Here is a 21,102-nt window from a genome sequence, read left to right on the forward strand (position 1 = left end):
CCCTGTTCCCTGTTCCCTCCCTACGTAAATAATTTCAGTAATCAAATCGGATTGCTATATCTAAAAAACTACTACTTAAACAAGCTTATGCTAAAAGCTATATCCTGACAAAGAGAAATATTTCAGGATTTCTTGACTTTTCTATTGCACTCCCACTCATGCAAAACACTCGTTTGAATAACTTGCTTGATGCCATTGCTAGGCGATTGGGGCAATGGTTTGTCAATCCTTGGCGGCGATTGTCGCTACTAATAATTAGTTTTTTATTTGGTTTTTTTCTGGGAACGGCAATTTCCACTACAGCTGGACAAAGGGCAGAACTAGATATTTGGGCAGCTGCGATTTTAGTATTTTTGACAGAAATTACTAGCAGAATATTCTACAGTCGTGGCTTTTTATCCAAGCGATCGCTATGGCTAGAATCATTAAATATTCTCAAAGTTGGTTTTACCTACAGCTTGTTTATTGAAGCCTTTAAGCTGGGTTCATGATTTCTGCACTGAGGATGTGGATACGATGAATACATGGCTAAGTGAAATTTTGACAACGGATATAGCTACAGAAACTTGGCAACACAAAGCAAAAGAAGCAGCATTAGCAGATACTTTCAAGGCGCAAGCTTTTGGGATTACACCGGAAAATGTGGATGAAGCCCTTCAAACGCGATCGCAGTTACTCAAATCTGTCCTCCCAGCTTTTAGCGAATTTTGCCAAACTACTCTGCAAGTGCAACCCCAACAAATGTTACATATCCTGTGGGATTTGTGGCTACCTTTGGCAATCAAGATCGCATCACAGCACCAAAAATTGGGAAATCCTTTAATTCAGGGAATTTTAGGAGTACAGGGAACGGGTAAAACCACTATGTCTAAAGCGCTGACCTTGATTCTTCAGCACTTAGGATACCGCACCCTGAATTTATCTTTGGATGACTTATACAAAACATATAGCGATCGCCTAGTTTTAACACAACAAGACCCCCGCTTGATTTGGCGTGGGCCTCCGGGAACCCACGATATCGACTTAGGCTTGAATTTATTAGACCAGATTCATCAATCACATAGCCCAATAATTGTTCCCCGGTTTGATAAATCAGCTTACAACGGTGCAGGCGATCGCACCACCTCAGAAATTTTCTCAGGCGTGGATATTCTGCTATTTGAAGGTTGGTTTGTGGGAGTGCGACCAATTGATCCAAAAGCTTTTGACAGCGCACCACCACCCATTCTCACAGATGATGATCGGCAATTTGCCCGTGAGATTAATCGTCAGTTACAGAATTATCTGCCGCTTTGGGAACGATTGGATAGTTTAATAGTTTTATATCCAACTGATTATCGCTGTTCGCTAACATGGCGCAAACAAGCAGAACAGCAGATGATCGCAGCTGGTAAGTCAGGAATGAGCGAATCAGAGATAGAACAATTTGTCAATTATTTTTGGCGATCGCTACACCCAGAATTATTTATTAAACCTTTGGTCAAATCTTCCAATCTAGTTGATTTGGTGATTGAAATTAATTGCGATCGGAGTTTTGGAAAAATCTATAGCAATTCCACTAGCTAAATTAATTAGTCACTAACTTCTAAATACTTTGTGCCTTTGTGTCTTTGTGGTAAAAAATATTTAACCACAGAGACACAGAGTAAAACAATTCATCATGGGTACTTAATTACCCGATTGAATTTGATTAATTAGCTCATAAAATGGTTGCCAATTATCTTCCTGGGCAATTGGTTCCCAAACTGATTCAATCACAGGTCTTAATAAAGCAGTCTTTGGATTGTATCTATTCAGAGTTTGGGAAATTATATCCATTTGCTCAGGCGCAAAATTATTTAAAATTTTATGATATAAAATACACCAATTATCAAAAATTGCTGATGCTCCCGTTGCTGGTGCAATATCCGAGCTATGCAAAACAAAAGCTGGGTCATCTCGCCATTTAATTGAAAAGGTACGAGCCATCTCATAGAAAAATTGGTGATAACCAACTTGGCTATCTTGCAAAAATTCAATCGTTAGTGGAAAAAGCTCATCAACTTCTGGTACTTGCAAGTTTTCAAAACCCAGCTTCTTCAACATTAAAGAGCGGTATTCAGCACGATAATATTCATCAAAGCTTGCTAATCCATGCTCCATATCACCTTGATCAATTACTGCTTTTAAAGGTTCCTGAAGCATTTGTAAATTCAACTTACAAATTCCTGGTTGGTAGCTATAACAATAGCGTCTATAATAATCAAAATATGCAGCAGTAAAGTACGGGTCATAAGTAGGGATGAATGCATAAGGACCGTAGTCAAAACTCTCCCCCGTAATTGACATATTGTCAGTATTTAAGACAGCATGACAAAAACCAGCTGCCATCCACTGAGCAACAAGTTGTGCTACCCTTTTGACTAATTCTGCATAAAACAGAGCATATTTATCTTTTTCGGTAATTAAGTGGCGATAGTACTGTTCAATTACATGGTCTAATAACTTTTGGGTTAAATCTGGACGCCGCAAATAGTGCAATCGCTCAAACGTACCAAACCGAATATGAGAATTGCTCATTCTCACCATTACAGATGAGCGAGTCGGTGAAGGTTCGTCACCTCGCCACAGAGATAGACCTGTTTCAATCATGGTTAAACAGCGAGATGTGCGTACACCCAGGTAATGTAAAGCTTCGGCAGCGAGAACTTCTCGAACTCCACCTTTGAGTGTCAGCATTCCATCGCCGCCACGAGAGTAAGGAGTTCTACCAGAACCTTTTGTACCAAAATCGTACAATTCGCCATCAATACCGCGCACTTGTCCGTAAAGAAAGCCTCTACCATCACCCAAGCCAGAGTTATATTCACCAAATTGATAGCCATGATAACGCAAGGCTAACAATGGTTTGCGCTCTTGAAATTTGCCAAAGGCGTTAATGAAATCTTCATCGGTAACGGCTTGAGGATTGAGTCCCAAACGAGGTAGCAGTAAGTCGTTGCGCCAGCGCAGGAGATGTTGAGGAAATTCTGCTGCTGCTACTTCGTCGTAGTAATCATTGCCTAGAGATTCTAAGGCTGGTTCGTAGTGGAGGTTCAGAAAAGGATTGCTAGAATTTGTGTGGTTGGGAGTTTCAGCCAGAGTCATTACAAGTAAGCTTGATTAATTCTTCTCTTAATAGTAACTCTGGCAATAGCATCAGCGTAGACACTTCAAACAGCGGATGCCTTTAAGCTACGGAAAATTAATAAAATTTTGCTAGTAAATAGCAGAGTTCGGAGACAAGATTTTTAGTATCTAGTTTAACTCACCGATACTGAGGTAAAAAAGTGGGGAATTAGATAACTAGTATCTTATTCCCCCTTCACCTGGTGTTGCTGAAGCAACTTGGTATGAACTCTAATTACTATTACAGTCAATTGTGGAGCTACTGTGTATTTTATATGGATTTGCCATGAATTTTTATGTTTATCGATAGCAACTAGCCAAAAATAGCACAATAGATATTTGGCTAATATTTGGGTTTTTGCCAGTTAGGATTTGTGAGACTAGTAAGAATATGATCTTGCCATTGACCATTAATTAATAAATAGTCTCTAGCATATCCTTCGACAACAAAGCCGAGTCTTTTGAGGACATTTCCACTGCGTTGATTGTGAGGCATATAATTTGCCATGATGCGGTGCATATTTAATTCTTGAAAAACATAATGAGTAGCTGCTTTTAATGCTTCTGTCATATAGCCTTTACCTTGTTCAGCTTCCGCCAGGCTATATCCTACAAAGCAGAAATGAGCAGCACCTCGGACAAAATTACTAAAATTGATAGTGCCAATAATTTCAGTAAGATTTTTTTTAGGATAAATAAATAACTTTAATGAGTGGTCATTGATAAATTCTAGCAAATTACCTTCAACTTGATATTGCCAGTATTTTACTGTAAAAAAATCCTCAGCCCAATTGGGATAATATGGAGTAAGATAATTTTTATTTTCGGTAAAATATTTCACAATTTGCGGTATATCCTCTTGAATACCGATTCTTAATAACATGCGATCGCTCGTTATCAATGGCAGTTCTGACTTCATAAACTAGATGCTTAACTTGATATCTTCTAATTAAATTGTTGGGATGTTATGACTTTTTTATGCCTACTGCATTTAGCTCAATGGTATAGGGAATGGGGATGTAGCAAAGAAATGTGATGTAGTTTACAGAAATTTAATGAGCATTGTCCACAATTGATAAATTTATCAGTAGCGGCCCTTGCTGTGTTATTTACCTTGACGAGGTTATTTCCAACGTTAGCACTGTAGCTGTTGAGGGGATTGCTTTGTTGAAGATTGGTAGAGTAAGTATTTTGTCGGTGAATCTACTGCACAACCAAAATCTTGATAAGCTGATTTCTAATATCTACAGCAGATGGATTTCAAAGCGATCGCAACTAAACCACAGTCAGCCGCGTAACTTTATGCGATCGCTTTACCAAATGCTGTATCTTAGGATATTCAACGAAAAGACAGCTCTTGATAAATCCAGTCTATAAGAAGGATAAGTGATGTCGGTGGGAAGAATACGCTACGATTGGCAAGAAGCAGAAATTCAGGCGATATACAATACGCCATTGCTAGAGCTTATTTATCAAGCTGCTAGCGTACATCGCCAATATCATGACCCAAAACAAATTCAAGTTTGTAAGCTAATTTCCATTAAAACTGGGGGTTGTCCAGAAGATTGTAACTACTGTGCCCAATCTTCCCGCTACAAAACAGAGGTAAAAGCCCAAGCACTTTTAGAAAAAGACACGGTAGTTAGCATTGCCCAAAAAGCCAAACAGACAGGTGTAAGCCGGGTTTGCATGGGTGCTGCTTGGCGTGAGGTACGAGACAACTCCCAATTTGAGACAGTGCTAGAAATGGTGCAAGAAGTCACCGCAATGGGTTTAGAAGTCTGTTGTACTTTGGGGATGCTCACGGCAGAACAAGCAAAGCGACTTGAAGAAGCCGGACTTTACGCCTATAACCATAACCTAGATACTTCACGGGAGCATTACAGCACCATCATTACCACCAGGACTTACGACGATCGCCTGAACACAATTGAAAATGTTCGCCAGACTAATGTTACCGTATGTTCCGGTGGCATCCTCGGCTTGGGTGAAACTGCCAGCGATCGCATTGCCATGCTACATACTCTGGCAAACCTCAGTCCTCATCCCGAATCTGTGCCAATTAATATTCTCTCCCAAGTACCAGGCACACCCTTAGAAAATCAGCCAGATGTTCCCATTTGGGATATTGTGCGGATGATTGCCACAGCACGCATTGTTATGCCAGCTTCTGATGTACGTCTCAGCGCTGGGAGGGCGAGACTTTCTCAAGTTGAACAAGCTTTCTGTTTCATGGCTGGAGCTAATTCTATCTTTTCCAGCGACGACAATAAAATGTTGACAGTGACAACTCCCTGTCCAGATTATGATACTGACCGGGAAATGCTAAATTTGCTGGGCTTAGAAATGCGTCCACCTGCTCAAAGAGAGGTAAAGGCGGCAAGTCCTGCCGTCGTGGGATGATTGATTGAGATTTTTTGACGAAATGCCCTCAGACTAGAAGTCTGGACGGCAGTTGCTACAACGGGGAGGCAGCCGTGTGGGCGGGTTTCCCGACTTGAACGGACTGCCGTGGGAACCCCCGCAACGCACTGCCTCGGCTATATAAACTAAAGCCTGCGAAGGCAGGCTATTTTAAATTAGGTTATTGATTAAATTATCTTGGCTGCACGCAGACCGAACAGCAGTCCAGACGCGATACCAACGAACAAAGCCAAGAAACCGATATAAGCTACCACTGCAAACATTTACCTTTCTCCACAATACTTCACTAAATCTATTGAATCATTAGTTAGCGGGTATTGGGCATTGGGCATTGTAACTCTCCCCTTATTCCCCTGATCTCCCCAATCACCCAGATTGCGGTAGAATACAGCCCACGGGCGTGTTTTTGGGGCTGGGCAATGACTTCTGTAATTAAAGTGAATCTACCACAGCAATCTTATGAGATTGCGATCGCACCTGGAAGCTTAGATCGACTGGGTGAACAAATGAGCAGTTTGAAGCTAGGTAAGAAGGTACTGCTAGTTTCTAATCCGACGATTTTTAAGCATTATGGCGAAAGAGCAACTGCATCTTTAACAGCCGCAGGATTTGAAGTTGCTAGTTCCATCTTGCCAGCAGGTGAACGCTACAAAAATCTCAACTCAATTCAGAAACTCTACGATACAGCCTTAGAAAACCGTCTAGAACGTTCCTCCACGATTGTGGCTTTGGGTGGTGGTGTAATTGGTGATATGGCTGGCTTTGCTGCTGCAACTTGGTTGCGGGGTATTAACGTGGTGCAAGTTCCTACCACATTGCTAGCAATGGTAGATTCGGCAATTGGTGGTAAAACAGGCGTCAACCATCCCCAAGGCAAAAACTTAATTGGCGCATTCCATCAACCGCGCCTAGTGTTAATTGACCCAGATGTGTTGAAAACCCTTCCCATGCGTGAATTCCGGGCGGGAATGGCAGAGGTAATCAAGTACGGCGTAATTTGGGATGCTGAATTATTTGTCCAAATGGAAGCGAGTAAACATCTCAATCAACTCCGCTACATTAAACCGGAACTAATCGACGCTATCTTAACTCGCTCCTGCCAAGCTAAAGCTGATGTCGTTGGTAAAGACGAGAAAGAAGCCGGACTGCGGGCGATTCTCAATTATGGTCATACTATCGGTCATGCCGTGGAAAGCTTGACTGGTTATCGTGTCGTGAATCATGGTGAGGCTGTTGGTATTGGGATGGTAGCAGCAGGACAAATCGCTGTCGAACTGAGAATGTGGCAAAAGGAAGATACAGAACGTCAAAACGCCTTAATTCAAAAAGCAGGTTTACCGACTCAGTTACCATCGGGGCTGGATATTGAAGCTATTGTTGACGCACTGCAACTAGATAAAAAAGTTAAAGCGGGTAAAGTTAGATTTGTTTTACCCACACAAATTGGTGTAGTAACAGTTACCGATGAAGTTCCCGCTGATATTATTCGGCAAGTTTTGCAGGGGATGTAAACAATTCAAAATTTAAAAATAGAATTAGCTAATACCAATTTGAAAAAAGAATGCGACAGATGGATTCCCATCAAGCAAAACACAGAAAGCAATTCCCAATCCAAAATCTAAAATCTAAAATCCAAAATGGTATAACTGCTGATTTGCGCCATGATACTCCAAGCCAACAATCAACTTACCTTGCAAGAGTTCCTGAATCTTTCCCCAGGTGAGGGAGATATCACCTACGAACTCGTTGATGGTCAAGCAATTCCTAAGATGTCACCAAAGAAATTCCACTCTAAACTGACTCGTGCCCTTTTAAATTTAATTGAGGAATTGTGTCAGGGCAAAGGAGAGGTTTGTCCAGAATTGGCTGTAACATTGACCCGTCGTGGACGAGACTGGGCACCTACGCCGGATATTTTATATATCTCTAATGAACGTTTACCCGCAGATTGGGATGACGAAGGAGCTTGTTCTGTTCCTCCAGATTTAGTGATTGAGATTATTTCGCCAGGGCAAACTTTTGGACAAATGATCGCTAAAGCCAAAGATTATTTGGATGCTCAGGTATTGCGGGTGTGGGTGGTAGATAGTAAAGCCAGAAGCATCACTGTGTTTTACCCAGATGCACCACCAAAGACTTTTATGGGAGATGAACTACTCACAGATTCCTTGTTTGAGGGGTGGGAATTTACCGTTGAGCAGTTGTTTCAAAAAGCGAAAATTCCCTTGAATAGCTAAAAATTTGTTAGTAGGGTGGTTAGCCTGAATTTTAAGAACTAAACTTGTAGATTCTGCGTAATGCTATTAGTTTTATTAATATAAATTAGTGTGAATTGAGCAAATAAAAAATTCGCCTTTACAAATATTTAGTTTTGCTTTTTCTCAAAATAAATACTCTCAAACCCTGATTTTAGCTTTGTAACTGGCTGACTTTTAAAAAAAGCGATATTGCCTCCTAAAAGCCAATTATCGATAAATATTAGCTTTTTTTGCTGATCTATTTTAAGTTAAATAGAAGAGTTAGCTTGAGTAAATGTGCTTGTCATCATATTTAATTTAATCTATCAAGCTGAGATTTTTGTTTCACAACCATATCCTTCTATTTTCCTTTAAGAATTTTCTCTATTGGGATGCATCTATTCAGTTTTAGGTAAAGTTGATGAAACAACTACCAAGCAGACGCAGGCGAGGTGTAATCCTCACCCTCCAAGGCTGGGATAAATTTCAAACTGCCAAAACTCAAGTCGAATTTGATGAGAATGCTGGAGATAGTTTTTCTTTAGAAGAATTGAGCGATCGCACCCATTTAGCTTTGCACAGTATATCTAGGATACTGGGACGCTTGGAACCTGTAGATAAAAGTTCCTTGCAGTCTGCCTTCACTGCCTTTAATTTGGAGTTATCTAAAAGCGAAGGCTGTCTCCTGAGTAGTTACGTGCCAGAAGTCCCATTAGTTATTCTTGATTTTTGTGGAGCTATTGTTAATGATAATTGTATTAACCAATACTAGGTTTACACGCCCAGTTTAAAGATGGAGGTAGAAGCAAAATAGAACTGTAGTAGGAGTAAACAGCCGCGAATTTAAAGTTGTATAGAGAAGGCCTTGGCAATTTCTTTAATTGCTAGTCAATCCTTTGGATTGAGTGTCTCTTCGTTCTAAATGATAAGGAAGTTAATTATGAAGCCAGGACAGTACTTTACTCGCATTATCGGCATCATCTTTACTGTGGTTGGTGTCATGGGATTTATTGCAGCTTTTAAAACAGCGCCTGCAACTACACCTGATGTGGCTGGGCTTTCATTCACAACTGGCTACGGTGATCTGCTGGGATTGTTCCCCGTCAATGTCTTACACAATATTGTTCACCTTGTTGTAGGCGTTTTGGGCATAGTGGCATCCGTTTCATTAAGTAGCGCCCGTCTTTATAGTGGAATGCTAGCCATATTCTACGGGTTGCTTACTCTCATGGGGCTTTTTCCTCCTACCCAGGCTACTTTAGGTCTTATCCCCATTTTTGGCAATGATATTTGGCTTCATGGTATTACTGCTGCGATCGCCATTTACTTTGGTTTTATTGCCACACCAGATTTATTAGAACTAAGTTCCGGGGAAAGCCACAGTCTTAGCCAGAAATAAATAGAAGTTGTATGAACATTACACTAGCGAACTAGTTATCTAATTGAGTTGATTTTATCAAAAATCGTATGCTTTATTTGAGGTACGATTTTTGATAAAATAAAGGATTTTAATCTACGCTAAAGGTAGCTGGAATGTACAAAGATAATCCACTTTTTGATGAAGTGTTGGCTGATATAGAAGCAGAACGCCGTAAAATTGATGCAGAAACATAATTTCATTTGTTTTCAAATAAGATTGTTATCGCAATTTTCAAACAGCAATCTTTTGGCATCTAGGACAATACGCTGCATATCTTCTTTATTGCCAGCTTGATACTGTGAGATAAACTCGTCAACATCAATAATGCTTCTACCTGAACTTTCGTGGATGTAGTCGCCAGAAAGTATATCTTCAACAAATCCAGTCATGACTACAAGGTAGGTCAATTGTTCTGGTTCACTCCCGTAATAGTCAGACTGGATAACTTTCACAAGTTTTAATTCACCCAACCTAACGCCAACTTCCTCCATCACTTCACGTCTGGCGGTTTCTTCACAGGTAAATTCGCCTATCTGCACATGACCTCCCGGAAGGTCTATGCCTCGGTTAAGGAGAGCGCATACAATCAAACCATCCTGGGTAAAAGGTACAACCAGAACACTTGTTATCTTTTCAAATGCAGGTAAGCAGGTATTGCCTAAATCTACAAAATTGACGTTCTTTCCTGCTTGAATGATAGTTTTTTTGCGATCGCTTTCACTCATGCGCTTAAGTATCAGTTATGAAACTCGAAACTTCGAGTTGAGAACACGGAACTCCAAGCTTAAAAAACGAAACTCCAAGCTTGGAACACGGAACTTCAAATGTAGAACTATAACTATTGAAACTTAAACTTTAGTTCTCTTAAAAATCCGGCGCTGACGCTGAGGTTCAGGCTGGGGTGTTCGCAATGGTACAACATCTGCTTCACTACTCTCTCGGGCTACGCGAATCAGTAACGCAGTCGCTACCAGACTGGAAATCATCGAATTCCCACCATAGCTAAACATAGGTAAAGGCAAGCCAGTGGTGGGTAGAGCACCTGTAGCAACCCCAATATGAAGCAATGATTGTCCCACCATCACAATAGTTACACCAATCGCTACCAGTCGAGCTACTGGATTTTTGGTCTTCAAAGCCACCATTAATCCCAAGGTGGCAAATAAAGCTAACAAGATCAACAAGACTATACTGCCAACAAAGCCAAATTCTTCAGCAAACACTGCGAAAATAAAATCAGTGTCTTGAATTGGCAGATAAAACAATTTTTGTTGGGAAAGGCCAAACCCTGAACCCCAAGTACGACCAGAACCCACAGCTAGCAAACTTTGCACTAGTTGATAGCCATCTCCTGTAGCATCGGCCCAAGGATTCATAAATGACATCACCCGCTTGCGCTGATACTCTTTGATACTAATACTCGTTAACGCTAACAAAACTCCACCAACTGCTGTTCCCCCCAGATATTTGTAAGGTAACCCAGCTGCTAAAGCAATTAGCCAGATAGTTGTACCGCAGAGTGCTGTTGTACTCAAGTTAGGCTGGGCAAGAATTCCCAGCAGCACAAGACCAAAAATCCCCAACCAAGTAAAGCGAACTCGCCAACTCAGTTTTTCCCATTGACCAAATAAGCGCGCACTTTGTAGTACTAAAAAGGGCTTAATTAGTTCTGAGGGTTGAATCGGAATTGGTCCGATAGCTATCCAGCGCGCTGCATCAAATGCCTTTTTTCCTAATCCTGGTATAAGAGTGACGAAAATTAAGGCTAAAAAAAGTATCAAAAACCAATGGGCTACCCCTAAAATTTTCTTTAAAGGCAGATGCACAATAATGTTGAATAAAATTAACGAAACAAAAACCCAAAGGAGTTGACGCTTAAAGTAATACAGCCCATCATTCTGACGTGCAGCAGCAACGGTATAAGATGCTGAAAACAGCATAATCAAACCGACAAACAGCCAAATCAATGTTAACCAGCGCAACAGCCGCGCCTCTAAAGCCCAGCTGGAGACGGAATTATCAAATATTGGTATTAGGCGGCGTAGATTCACGATGGGTACAGGTGTAAGATCTTTTAGATTTTAGATATGAGATTTTAACTTTGGGAAGGGGGAAATAGTAATCAGTTTGTATAATATGTACTGAATAAAAATTACTAGTACCCTAAGACTTTGATCTAGCTTCATAAAAAGAACTCATAAATAATCCTTATTGAGCAAGATTATTTATGAGTTATGGGTCACTTAATGGAAGAGGTTGTTAATTTTTAGCAAAGAACTGTTGATAGGTTACAGGCTAGACAGCACTTCCCTTGCTACGGCTAAAGTCTGCTCAATATCTTCTTCTGTGTGAGCGCAAGAAGTAAATCCAGCCTCAAACTGAGATGGTGCGAGGTAAATACCGCGCTCTAGCATACCGCGATGGAAGCGTCCGAATTTCGCTGTATCGGAGTTTTTTGCATCCTCGTAGTTATGGACTGGGCCAGAAGTGAAAAATAAGCCAAACATAGCGCTGATATGACCACCACAAGCCGCGTGACCAGTTTCTTGAGCAATTTGCAGTATGCCATCTGCTAGCTTTTGAGTAATTCGATCAAGATACTCGTAAGTCCCTGGTTTTTGCAGCAATTCTAGGGTCTTAATTCCCGCCGTCATTGCTAAAGGATTACCGGAAAGTGTTCCTGCTTGATACACGGGACCAGCTGGAGCCACCATTGACATAATATCCCGGCGACCGCCATAAGCTCCTACTGGTAAGCCGCCACCAATAACTTTACCCAGCGTAGTCAAATCAGGGGTAACGCCAAATTTCTCCTGAGCGCCACCATAGGCTATGCGGAAGCCTGTCATTACTTCGTCAAAGACTAATAATGCTCCATGCTCATGGGTAAGCTCTCGTAACCCTTCCAGGAATCCAGCATCGGGAGTAATAAACCCAGCATTGCCTACAACTGGCTCCAAAATTACACCAGCAATCTCATCGCGATTTTCTTCAAATAAGGCTTTGACTGCTTCTAAATCATTGAAAGGGGCAGTTAGAGTATTGTTAGTTGCCGATTTAGGTACTCCTGGCGAGTCGGGTAAGCCGAGGGTAGCAACGCCAGATCCAGCCTTCACTAGAAACATATCGGCATGACCGTGATAGCAGCCTTCAAACTTAATAAGTTTGTCCCTGTTTGTAAAAGCCCGCATGAGACGCAGCACAGCCATACAAGCTTCTGTACCCGAATTCACAAATCTGACCATTTCGATGCTAGGAACGGCATCAATGACCATTTCTGCTAAGACATTTTCCAGTACAGAGGGAGCACCAAAGCTGGTGCCTTTTTCCAAGGCTTCATGGAGGGCCGCAATCACTTCTGGATGAGCATGACCGCAAATTGCAGGTCCCCAAGTACCTACATAGTCAATGTATTGGTTGCCATCTACATCCCAAATATATGCACCTTTAACACGATCAAAAACAATTGGTTGTCCACCTACTGACTTGAATGCACGGACTGGAGAACTTACGCCTCCTGGCATGAGATTTTGGGCAGCAGCGAATATCTCTTGTGATTTTGTAGTTCTAATCGTTGTATTTACCAAGGTTCTCTCCTAAATCAGTGCCAATAAAAACCTCTATCTCAGGATAGGGTTAAAAACTGCTTAGAACATCTATCGTATAGAATTACCTGAACCAGAAAAATAACATTATGTTATACAAGTCTAATCAAGACTTGCCTTTAGAGATTAGGACTCGATTGTCTGAGACATACCAAGACCTTTACCGGGCAGCTTTTAACTCAGCAGTTCATTGGTATGGTGAAGCCGCAAAAGCTCATCAAGTCGCTTTGAGTGCTGTTAAGATGCAGTCTGCTATGGATAAAAATACTCTTGTTGAAAGTTAGATAATAAACTGCAATTGTAAAAAGCATCCCAGATGTTCTATTCAGAATGGTATCGTGAATCCATGAATCATTCTCACTGAAAAAGTTAGCTGGTATGTTTTCTACAGAACCGCATTCACTGCACGACACCATCCCTATTGAAAAAATTCACTACAATGAACAAGGTTTGGTGCCAGCAATTGTTCAAGATTATCTTGATGGCACAGTCTTGATGATGGCGTGGATGAATCGGGAGTCTTTACAAAAAACTTTAGAAACCGGAGAAACTTGGTTTTGGAGTCGTTCCCGTCAGGAGTTGTGGCATAAAGGGGCGACTTCTAATCATATTCAAAAAGTACAAAGTATCCGTTATGACTGTGATAGTGACGCGCTACTAATTGGGATAGAACAGATAGGTGATGTTGCCTGCCATACTGGTGAGCGTAGTTGCTTTCATCAAGTTGATGGACAAATAGTGCCACCACCTGGAGATACATTGTCACAATTATTTCAGGTGATATGCGATCGCCGCGATCGCCCAACGGAAAATTCTTATACTTGTCAGTTATTCGCAGGCGGCGATAACAAAATTTTGAAAAAGCTCGGTGAAGAAACTGCTGAAGTGGTAATGGCTTTTAAGGATGATGATGCCGATGCGATCGCCGGGGAAGTTGCAGACTTACTTTACCATACTCTAGTTGCTCTAGCACATCATCAAATTGATGTCAAGGCTGTGTATCGCAAGTTGCAACAACGTCGGCGATAGAAATTGCAGGAGAGCAGGGCGGCAGAGGGGCAGGGGGTAAGGGAGTTGAATTAAAAGGCTTATTCATTGAGTTCAAAGCCTCATTCACGGAGTTCAAAGCCTCATACTCAATCCCCAATGCCCCATGCCCTAGAAAGTAAAAGTAGTACGCAGTACGCCTACTGTTGTTGTTTCATTTCTGCTATCGCCTTCAGGATTAAACAAAACGAATGCACCAGGGGTAATACTGATATTGTCATTTACCCGAAAGCGGTAATAAGCCTCTAAATGGTAAGGAACAGCTCGATTGACACCTGCATCTGCCAATTGAGCTGCTCCACTAGCATCAGTACGATAAAGTGGTTGTCCAAAAATGATGCCGGCATTGTTCCCTGGCTTCAGGAGATCGTTAAAATGAACACCTACCATCCAACTAGTAAAGGTAGTACCAGCATCAACATTTTCAGAGGAATCATCAACAAACAACGCTGCACCATAGCCAGATAATGCAATCTTCGGAGAAAAGCGCCAGGTGACAGTCCCACCAAAGGAATTAAGTTTTACAGGTGTGCCTAAAGGTACTCCTGCCAAAGCACCAATATCACTAGTAGTTAATCCTGTGCCCAAAATGTTGATTTCGTGATAACTATTGGCATAGTTCAGACCAATATCAAAAGAACTGCTGGGTCTAAAAGTCAACTGGGCTGCAACTACACTACTACCGCTAAACACCCCTGCTCCCAAAGGAGTGTTGGAAACTCCTGGGAGAATGTCGCCAGCTTTACTAGGAAGATTGGCATTGACACTACCATACAAAGCTCTGAGATCTAGTTGGGGGGAAAAACTATAAATAAAGCCAGCCGCAGATGCTAAACCAGAACCGGAAGTACCGCCAGAGACACGTAATACAGGGTTCAAGCCAGCAAAGCGAGAAATAGCCTCTTGTCCTTCACCGTAAAAGGGAGTGATAGCAGGAAAAGCATCCGAAACTTCAGCCGCTGTCCCCGCAAACAAAGTCAATTTATCAGCGACAGGAAAGATATAAAGCAGTTTATAAAGCTGGAGAGAGTTTGCACCAACGCTAGATAAATTTTTCGGATCAACGCCTGGAAATTGCGGTTCAAAACTAGTACGAGCGCTGCTAGCACTGAGTATTGGTGAAGCTAATCCTAAACTCTCTTGTAGGCTACCACTACCATCTACACCACCTAAAAAGTTATGAGATTGCAACCCAGTAATCAGTAAGTCTTTACCTGTAAAGCTGGTGTTGAGATTTAACCGCACTCGATTTGTCAGGATAATATTAGGATCGTTTTGACCCGGAGCGCCGCCTGTCGCACCAATGGCAGAGATAATTGCTTCACCATTCAGCTTGGTAGTTGTGGAAAACTGATTCGCTTCTAATTCAGCTGTACGAGCTTCTAAAGCATCTACCCTACCCCGCAATGTGCTTAATTCCGCAGCAAATTCTTCTTGCAGTTTTTGTATGGTATTTAAATCTTCTTTGGTAACTAAATCGCTGGTTGCGGTAGCAATTAGTTCGTTAACTCTATCGAGACAAGCATTTAAACCAGCAGCAAATTCATAACGCGTCAGAGCGCGGTTACCTCTGTAGGTGCTGTTGGGATACCCGGCAATACAACCATAACGCTCAACCAGAGATTGTAATGCAGCAAAAGCCCAATCTGTAGGTTGTACATCCGAAAGTTGCGATACAGATGTGACCTGTTCTATGGCATCAGATGCTAATAGCAGGGGTGAAGAATTTACTTTACTTACGATAGGTGAATTTGGTTGTTGCCTATCAGAATTTCTAGTTAATTCTATTTGCTGAGAAACCCTGCTGTGAGTAACATTGCTGTTTGAAGGTACTGTCTTATCAGTAGAATTTAAATTTTTGGCATTATCTGCGTTGTCTGCTAAAGCAGATGCAGCTTGTACTGGCAATAATCCAGCAATTAAATATAAAAAACTTAGCCCACCAGCATAAGCTAGTAGATTTACTTTCATGGCAAATCCTCACAAAGTAATTTGAATTAAATACAAAATTTAAAATCTTAGACTAATTGAGCTTCAAAATATTGAAATTCAAAAGTCAGATTTATGTAGTATGGTATCTGCTTCAAATAAATACTTCTCAGGTGCTTTTTCTGAGAAATTTATGATTATCGCAGTGAACTTTAACTACCCATAGTAAAAGTAAACAATATTTAGTTCCAGAATTGATAAATATATATATAGAAATTTTCTATGGTTATGATTAACTAAAATAGTTTCAATGAGGAATCTAAAATTTTGAGTAATAAGCGACTTAAATATTGATTTTTTCGCCTAAAAAAAACTCGTAATTGTGTATAATTACAAGCTTTTTAATGAAAATAAAGTATTTATCTCTACTATTTGAATGTTAAGCTAATCTTATGTTGATAATTCTTTAAGAGTATAGAAATAAGTAAGTGATATTAGACTTATTAGCTAATATTTTTAAATTATTCCGTAGACAAAATTTGGTTGAGATATTGTAAAATTCCCACGGTGATCAAAACACTCAACGAAAAACCGAGCCAAAAGTTATCGGCAATGATTCGTGGTTGATCCAATGCCCAACCGCCTAAAGGTGAGCCAACAAAATGGCCGAATGCCCAGCACAGAGAATTTATAGAAAAATAGACTCCACGTTGAGATTCTGGGGCTAAATCGGTGACTAAGGAGGCAGCAAAGGGGGTATAGGAAACCAACGCCAAGGCAAATACTGTTAATGCCAAGGTTACCCAAAGCAGATGATGAGATGGGGCGATCGCACTCACCCAAATCAGACTGAAACCAATTGCCCACAAAATCGCAGAAATGGTAAGTGCTAAGGTGTGAGAGCAGCGTTTTAAGACTCTAGCAATCGGAAATTGGCAGATAACTGCCAGGACAAGATGCCAGGCAAATAGAGCGCTAATTGTAGTTGCAGCCAATCCTAGGGTATTATCTTCTGCCCTGACAAAATTTTTGAAGTAGATGGGAAGAGTGCTGTGTAGCTGGGAAATGTAGGTAGTAAAGGTAATATTAACAGCAACGTAAATGAGGAGGCGGCGATCGCTTAATGCTGCTATCCAAGAAGCGAAATGTTGCGTTTGTTGGGATTGCTCGATCTGTGGCTGAGAGGTTTCATTAATTGCCAAATAGATAACCGCAAAAAACACCATGAAAGAGATGGCATCAATGATAAATAGCCCCCGGTAATTACCTGCGATCGCTATCCACAATCCTGCTAATACACTTCCTATTGCCAATCCCAGATTATCTGCAACTCGTGTGAGCGCAAAAGTTTCGCGGCGATTTTCAATTTGGCTCCCATCAGCAACCACAGCTTCACTGGCTGGCCAATAGAAACCGATACCTAAACCAACAATCAAACTGCCGATGACCAGAGTAGTAAAATTGTTAGTTGCAGCTAAGACTAGAGAACCAACTGCTGAAATCGCTGTTGCTAGCAACAAAGTGCGACGGCGTCCCCATTCTCTCGAATCGGCCAAAGAACCACCCAAAATCCGCCCCAAAACACCAGCAATAGAGGTGCTAGTCAAAGCAATACCGACAGTGGTTGTAGATAAACCAACCTGATTTACAAAAAAGATGGGGGCGTAAAACAGAGTAAAGCCAGTACCCACTTCTGAGAGAAATCTACCAACTACCAACATCCCAACAGGAGTCTGAATCTGAGAAAGCCATGATGAGAACTGGTATTGAGGCGCAAGTTGTAAGGGCTTAAATTTCATCCAGAGGTAATGTTTTTGTAATTCTTATCATTAGTGGGCTTTTTCCTCACAGATTCCACAAAGTTTCCACAGCAATTTTACCAGTTTTCCACAGATGCCCTACGAGTTGATAGGCTCTTGCCATCCTACTGGGGATTTTTTACTTCCTATTCTAGGGAATCTCAGTGACTGAGTTTTTATTAAAATTTGTAACAAAAAAGCCTCTTAAACCTAGATTATTTCGTTAACAATTACTTTTTATACAATCGTTTTTAACATTTCGCAGCATTGACAAACCTACCCCCTCTTGCCGCACAATGATTCGGCTTGCTGTTGTAGTTCGTTCAACCGTTGACATCAACTGTGTAAAAATACCTCAAATGTTGGCGTAGATCGTTGGGCAGATCAAAAACTCTGTGTGCGACCTCGGGCTACTTACTGCAAGCAATTGGTCCCGCTTGATTGACCTCAGAGGAGGAAAATCTCATGAACACAACGGTTAACATTTTTACAGAAATCCCAGAAACACTTCACGAATCCTTAAAAAACTATTTAGAAGCACATCCTGACTGGGATCAAAACCGAGTATTGACGGCTGCGTTGTCACTGTTTTTACTCCAAAATGGAGATAGCGATCGCCGCGCTGCCCGTGTTTACCTAGAAACTTTGTTCCATCACAGTTAAGTAGAACAGCCACAACGATAGTAGTAACGGTGCTATTGTGGCTTGCTCTCTAATATGGGCATGTTTTACCAGATTAAATTTTTGCGCTAATGTTTATATCTATGAGGCGTGAGCGCAAAAGTTTAGGATGGTTGTTCTATCTAGTGAAATACTCTGCACATTCCAGGCAGAATCAACTATTAAAAACTTCTAAGTGGAACGAACAAAAGCTTTAAAGTTACTGATTGAATAGTTTGACGGCATGGTGATATTTTATCGTGCCCTATTGTCTGTAAATTCAAAACAGCAGAGTTTTAGATAACCATTCCACAGGCAACTAAAATTTATCCTCCTTACGGAGGATTTATCACAATTTTGACTGGCTATATATTTTGCCTCAATATCGGAATGCACTCTTTTAAATAAGCAGTATTTCAACCTGAGCCATCAATGACTCAAATAAATATCTGGATATGTAAAGGTGCAGAATCTATATTATGAGATGACTTTGGGCAGCTTTATTGACCTAACTATAAGTCAAGCCAAAAAAGTTCACATATTTTTAAGGCTTAGCCATTAGTCAAAAGTCAAGAGTTAAAAACTCTGGACTATAGACTAAAAACTCAGGAACTGACTTCCAACTGCGGCGAGTGAGTTGGGCATTCAAACTTATACCCCACACCACGTACTGTCTGAATTAATGCTGGCTGACTGGCATCAATTTCTATCTTTTTGCGAATTTGACCGATATGTACATCGACAACCCGCTGATCGCCTACATATTCGTAGTCCCAGACCTCTTGAATAAGTTCTGCCCGCCGCCATACTCGACCTGGATGGCTAGCTAAAAAATGTAACAAGTCAAATTCCAGAGCGGTTAAGGGTACTGGTAGGTTGTTAAGTGCCACTTCGCGCCGTACTGGATCGATCATCAGCTTTTCAAATACCAGACGTTTCTGTTCTGCTGTGGTTACAACTCGCTGACGCCTCAAGATAGCGGCTACTCTGACTTCTAATTCTCCCAGCCCAAAGGGTTTGGTGAGATAGTCATCAGCACCTTTAGAAAAACCGCGAATCTTGTCAGCTTCGTCGGCGCGGCTAGTCAGCATAAGAACAAAAACACCATTACGGCTTTGCATTTCTTGGCAGAGGTTAAACCCAATGACATCTGGTAAATTTACATCTAAAATTACCAAATCAGGGTTAAATTGCTCAAAAAGTGCTAAGGCTGTTTTACCATCCTCGGCAGCCTCTACCTGATAGCTCTGCTTAATTAAAAAGCGTTGGATTAAATTCCGAACCGCAGGGTCGTCATCAACTACAAGAATCTTGGCAGGAGCCATGACCATCACTTTGCACAAAAATTCATAAGGATTAACAGAAAAATTGCGTAAAAACGCAGTTCCCACTTGAGGGATTTAGTTAAGAATCTACAAGGCTAAGAGATGCATTTCCTGATTATCTAAAATAATAGTTTAATCAAGATTCTGGACAATTTAGATAGTAAACAGACTTAACTTTTACGTGCAAGTACTGCAATGGTCAAATTTGTGTCCAGTAGGCATTGATTTTGAACTCAGCCGCAGTAGTCTAGTAAACTAGACGCTATCTTTATCCTCAGCAAGTGGTAATTTAAATTGTTTCAATCTTAAATCGATATGTGGATCGATACCAGCAACAATTATGAAACTCACTGGTGAAAACTCCATCAAAGGAGGATCAGTGGTTAAAATTGAAATAGAAAAGGTAATTTTTTCATAAAAACCTTAATTTAGGTATTCCTAGTTCAAATTCTAGAGTAGAGGCAGAACTAGTCAACGACATGAGGGGATACACTGAGTTATAGCAATATGTTAAAGTGACTTATAGTTAAAATTCCCAGGTCGATCAAACTAACCCATGCTAGTATCCTGGTAGGGCATAAAAATTGATCGGCATATGGGTGACGATCAAAATAAAACCTAAAGTTGTATTTTCGTCAACAAAAGACTGCCGCTGACCGAGGCTGAAGTATAAACTCCCATGAGCGATCAAAATCCCTACGAAAAACTTGGGGTCTCAGAAGATGCTAGCTTCGATGAAATTCAGGATGCTCGCAATCGCCAGATGGAGCAACACATTGGCGATGCCAAGCTTATAGAAGTAATTGAAGCGGCTTACGACGCGATTTTAATGGATCGCTTAAGGATGCGCCAGGAAGGTAAAATTAAAGTGCCTGAGCGGATTCGATTTCCAGAGTTACGAGTTCAATCGCTCCCGAAAGAAAGCCCAACTCCCCGTGAGCAGTCGCCAGCATGGCTGCAACGGATGCTGGATCAGCCAACCCCTGCTGATGTGCTGTTACCTGGTGCTTGGTATCTAGGTTTGAGTGCTGCTAGTGTATTTTACCCAGTTACAGGCGATCAGGTTTTGCAACTAGCATTAGTTGTTGGGGTGGGAATTAGTATTTACTTTCTCAATCGCAAGGAAGGTAAATTTGGTAGAGCAGTTTTGTTCACGCTGGTAGGGCTGATAATTGGCTTAATTATCGGGGGACTAGTTGCTAACTGGCTTTTACCGCAAATACCATTCATTAGCTTGTCGTCAAACCAGTTTTCTACGGTACTGACGTTTATATTGTTGTGGTTAGTTAGTAGCTTTTTACGTTAATTTAAGAAACAGCTTACCCAATTCCATCAGTGCCTAAAAGTGTTGAGTTTTTCATAGCTAACGGGTAATAGATGACCAGAGTTCAGCATCTATTACCCGTTAGCTATTGCCAATTGCAGCAATATCTAACCAGAGGAATCTACTAACCCAAGTTGCCAGTTACAAAATCAGACTGGTGAACTGGTGTCAAAAAGGCAATAAAA

At 41.1% G+C, this 21,102-nt stretch carries 21 protein-coding genes; 12 read left to right on the top strand and 9 right to left on the bottom strand.

Translation table 11 applies throughout. The features are described 5' to 3' along the window. The first annotated feature begins 158 nt into the window (after window positions 1-158). Both BV372_RS29350 and BV372_RS29355 read left to right on the top strand, forming a co-directional pair. The gene (locus tag BV372_RS29350; RefSeq protein ID WP_086690189.1) at window positions 159-491 is read left to right on the top strand and encodes a DUF565 domain-containing protein; all 333 of its coding nucleotides are present in this window, start codon (window positions 159-161) and stop codon (window positions 489-491) included. 25 nt (window positions 492-516) lie between these two features. Further along, entirely contained in the window at window positions 517-1,566 is a 1,050-nt protein-coding gene (locus tag BV372_RS29355; protein ID WP_086690191.1) for a glycerate kinase, read from the top strand. 102 nt (window positions 1,567-1,668) lie between these two features. Here the strand turns inward: BV372_RS29355 and BV372_RS29360 are convergent, their stop codons facing one another. Next, window positions 1,669-3,126, bottom strand: coding sequence for a YdiU family protein (locus tag BV372_RS29360; protein ID WP_086690193.1), 1,458 nt, complete (start codon window positions 3,124-3,126; stop codon window positions 1,669-1,671). A 364-nt stretch (window positions 3,127-3,490) separates the two neighbouring features. Beyond that, window positions 3,491-4,066 (bottom strand): ribosomal protein S5-alanine N-acetyltransferase, encoded by a 576-nt coding sequence (rimJ, locus tag BV372_RS29365; RefSeq protein WP_086690194.1) that lies wholly within the window; start codon window positions 4,064-4,066, stop codon window positions 3,491-3,493. 143 nt (window positions 4,067-4,209) lie between these two features. Between rimJ and BV372_RS35595 the strand changes: the two genes are divergently transcribed. Continuing rightward, the gene (locus tag BV372_RS35595) at window positions 4,210-4,524 is read left to right on the top strand and encodes a hypothetical protein (protein WP_143845374.1); all 315 of its coding nucleotides are present in this window, start codon (window positions 4,210-4,212) and stop codon (window positions 4,522-4,524) included. 12 nt (window positions 4,525-4,536) lie between these two features. Next, window positions 4,537-5,550 carry a biotin synthase BioB gene (gene bioB, locus BV372_RS29370; RefSeq protein WP_086690196.1) on the top strand — a complete coding sequence of 338 codons (1,014 nt, stop codon included), beginning with the start codon at window positions 4,537-4,539 and terminating at the stop codon, window positions 5,548-5,550. Window positions 5,551-5,738: 188 nt separating this feature from the next. Here the strand turns inward: bioB and petL are convergent, their stop codons facing one another. Then, on the bottom strand, window positions 5,739-5,834 hold the full coding sequence (gene petL / locus BV372_RS29375) for a cytochrome b6-f complex subunit PetL (RefSeq protein WP_086690198.1): 96 nt from the start codon (window positions 5,832-5,834) through the stop codon (window positions 5,739-5,741). Between the two features lie 156 nt (window positions 5,835-5,990). Here petL and aroB point away from each other — a divergent pair, with 156 nt between their 5' ends. From aroB to BV372_RS29395, 4 genes are all read left to right on the top strand, one after another. Beyond that, window positions 5,991-7,082: a 3-dehydroquinate synthase gene (gene aroB / locus BV372_RS29380; protein ID WP_086690200.1), complete on the top strand. Its 1,092-nt coding sequence runs from the start codon at window positions 5,991-5,993 to the stop codon at window positions 7,080-7,082. Window positions 7,083-7,232: 150 nt separating this feature from the next. Then, a complete protein-coding gene (locus tag BV372_RS29385; RefSeq protein WP_086690202.1) occupies window positions 7,233-7,808 on the top strand; it encodes a Uma2 family endonuclease in 576 nt (191 codons plus the stop codon). Window positions 7,809-8,229: 421 nt separating this feature from the next. Then, window positions 8,230-8,580 carry a hypothetical protein gene (locus tag BV372_RS29390; RefSeq protein WP_256973532.1) on the top strand — a complete coding sequence of 117 codons (351 nt, stop codon included), beginning with the start codon at window positions 8,230-8,232 and terminating at the stop codon, window positions 8,578-8,580. A 168-nt stretch (window positions 8,581-8,748) separates the two neighbouring features. Beyond that, a complete protein-coding gene (locus BV372_RS29395; protein WP_179198273.1) occupies window positions 8,749-9,207 on the top strand; it encodes a DUF4383 domain-containing protein in 459 nt (152 codons plus the stop codon). Window positions 9,208-9,434: 227 nt separating this feature from the next. Here the strand turns inward: BV372_RS29395 and BV372_RS29405 are convergent, their stop codons facing one another. The 3 genes from BV372_RS29405 to hemL all read right to left on the bottom strand — a co-directional run bounded on the left by BV372_RS29405 (window position 9,435) and on the right by hemL (window position 12,815). Next, complete coding sequence (locus BV372_RS29405; protein ID WP_086690204.1) at window positions 9,435-9,953, bottom strand: NUDIX hydrolase; 519 nt, start codon at window positions 9,951-9,953, stop codon at window positions 9,435-9,437. Window positions 9,954-10,076: 123 nt separating this feature from the next. Continuing rightward, entirely contained in the window at window positions 10,077-11,279 is a 1,203-nt protein-coding gene (locus tag BV372_RS29410) for an FtsW/RodA/SpoVE family cell cycle protein (RefSeq protein ID WP_086690206.1), read from the bottom strand. Between the two features lie 237 nt (window positions 11,280-11,516). Continuing rightward, a complete protein-coding gene (gene hemL / locus BV372_RS29415) occupies window positions 11,517-12,815 on the bottom strand; it encodes a glutamate-1-semialdehyde 2,1-aminomutase (protein WP_086690208.1) in 1,299 nt (432 codons plus the stop codon). Window positions 12,816-12,922: 107 nt separating this feature from the next. Between hemL and BV372_RS29420 the strand changes: the two genes are divergently transcribed. Next, complete coding sequence (locus BV372_RS29420; protein ID WP_086690210.1) at window positions 12,923-13,117, top strand: ChaB family protein; 195 nt, start codon at window positions 12,923-12,925, stop codon at window positions 13,115-13,117. 94 nt (window positions 13,118-13,211) lie between these two features. Continuing rightward, window positions 13,212-13,862 carry a bifunctional phosphoribosyl-AMP cyclohydrolase/phosphoribosyl-ATP diphosphatase HisIE gene (gene hisIE / locus BV372_RS29425; protein ID WP_086690212.1) on the top strand — a complete coding sequence of 217 codons (651 nt, stop codon included), beginning with the start codon at window positions 13,212-13,214 and terminating at the stop codon, window positions 13,860-13,862. 129 nt (window positions 13,863-13,991) lie between these two features. On the opposite strand, the gene BV372_RS29430 is transcribed toward hisIE, so the two are convergent. Continuing rightward, complete coding sequence (locus BV372_RS29430; RefSeq protein ID WP_086690214.1) at window positions 13,992-15,851, bottom strand: iron uptake porin; 1,860 nt, start codon at window positions 15,849-15,851, stop codon at window positions 13,992-13,994. Between the two features lie 479 nt (window positions 15,852-16,330). Next, window positions 16,331-17,608 carry an MFS transporter gene (locus BV372_RS29435; protein ID WP_086690216.1) on the bottom strand — a complete coding sequence of 426 codons (1,278 nt, stop codon included), beginning with the start codon at window positions 17,606-17,608 and terminating at the stop codon, window positions 16,331-16,333. Between the two features lie 465 nt (window positions 17,609-18,073). Between BV372_RS29435 and BV372_RS29440 the strand changes: the two genes are divergently transcribed. After that, window positions 18,074-18,271 carry a DUF2811 domain-containing protein gene (locus BV372_RS29440; protein ID WP_086690218.1) on the top strand — a complete coding sequence of 66 codons (198 nt, stop codon included), beginning with the start codon at window positions 18,074-18,076 and terminating at the stop codon, window positions 18,269-18,271. A gap of 602 nt (window positions 18,272-18,873) precedes the next feature. On the opposite strand, the gene BV372_RS29445 is transcribed toward BV372_RS29440, so the two are convergent. Then, on the bottom strand, window positions 18,874-19,593 hold the full coding sequence (locus tag BV372_RS29445; RefSeq protein ID WP_086690224.1) for a response regulator transcription factor: 720 nt from the start codon (window positions 19,591-19,593) through the stop codon (window positions 18,874-18,876). Between the two features lie 679 nt (window positions 19,594-20,272). Between BV372_RS29445 and BV372_RS29450 the strand changes: the two genes are divergently transcribed. Then, window positions 20,273-20,899, top strand: a complete 627-nt coding sequence (locus tag BV372_RS29450; RefSeq protein ID WP_086690220.1) for a CPP1-like family protein — start codon at window positions 20,273-20,275, stop codon at window positions 20,897-20,899. The last annotated feature ends 203 nt before the right edge of the window (window positions 20,900-21,102 follow it).

It is taken from the genome of Nostoc sp. T09, assembly GCF_002154695.1.
Classification (GTDB): domain Bacteria; phylum Cyanobacteriota; class Cyanobacteriia; order Cyanobacteriales; family Nostocaceae; genus Aulosira.

Bases quoted from the DNA above. Each gene is read 5' to 3' on its own strand.
- BV372_RS29435 (WP_086690216.1), bottom strand. From the start codon at position 17,608: ATGAAATTTAAGCCCTTACAACTTGCGCCTCAATACCAGTTCTCATCA.
- bioB (WP_086690196.1), top strand. From the start codon at position 4,537: ATGTCGGTGGGAAGAATACGCTACGATTGGCAAGAAGCAGAAATTCAG.
- BV372_RS29440 (WP_086690218.1), top strand. From the start codon at position 18,074: ATGAACACAACGGTTAACATTTTTACAGAAATCCCAGAAACACTTCAC.
- BV372_RS29420 (WP_086690210.1), top strand. From the start codon at position 12,923: ATGTTATACAAGTCTAATCAAGACTTGCCTTTAGAGATTAGGACTCGA.
- BV372_RS29390 (WP_256973532.1), top strand. From the start codon at position 8,230: ATGAAACAACTACCAAGCAGACGCAGGCGAGGTGTAATCCTCACCCTC.
- hisIE (WP_086690212.1), top strand. From the start codon at position 13,212: ATGTTTTCTACAGAACCGCATTCACTGCACGACACCATCCCTATTGAA.
- BV372_RS29430 (WP_086690214.1), bottom strand. From the start codon at position 15,851: ATGAAAGTAAATCTACTAGCTTATGCTGGTGGGCTAAGTTTTTTATAT.
- BV372_RS29405 (WP_086690204.1), bottom strand. From the start codon at position 9,953: ATGAGTGAAAGCGATCGCAAAAAAACTATCATTCAAGCAGGAAAGAAC.
- BV372_RS29350 (WP_086690189.1), top strand. From the start codon at position 159: ATGCAAAACACTCGTTTGAATAACTTGCTTGATGCCATTGCTAGGCGA.
- petL (WP_086690198.1), bottom strand. From the start codon at position 5,834: ATGTTTGCAGTGGTAGCTTATATCGGTTTCTTGGCTTTGTTCGTTGGT.
- BV372_RS29360 (WP_086690193.1), bottom strand. From the start codon at position 3,126: ATGACTCTGGCTGAAACTCCCAACCACACAAATTCTAGCAATCCTTTT.
- rimJ (WP_086690194.1), bottom strand. From the start codon at position 4,066: ATGAAGTCAGAACTGCCATTGATAACGAGCGATCGCATGTTATTAAGA.
- BV372_RS29445 (WP_086690224.1), bottom strand. From the start codon at position 19,593: ATGGCTCCTGCCAAGATTCTTGTAGTTGATGACGACCCTGCGGTTCGG.
- aroB (WP_086690200.1), top strand. From the start codon at position 5,991: ATGACTTCTGTAATTAAAGTGAATCTACCACAGCAATCTTATGAGATT.
- BV372_RS29385 (WP_086690202.1), top strand. From the start codon at position 7,233: ATGATACTCCAAGCCAACAATCAACTTACCTTGCAAGAGTTCCTGAAT.
- BV372_RS29395 (WP_179198273.1), top strand. From the start codon at position 8,749: ATGAAGCCAGGACAGTACTTTACTCGCATTATCGGCATCATCTTTACT.
- BV372_RS29355 (WP_086690191.1), top strand. From the start codon at position 517: ATGAATACATGGCTAAGTGAAATTTTGACAACGGATATAGCTACAGAA.
- BV372_RS29450 (WP_086690220.1), top strand. From the start codon at position 20,273: ATGAGCGATCAAAATCCCTACGAAAAACTTGGGGTCTCAGAAGATGCT.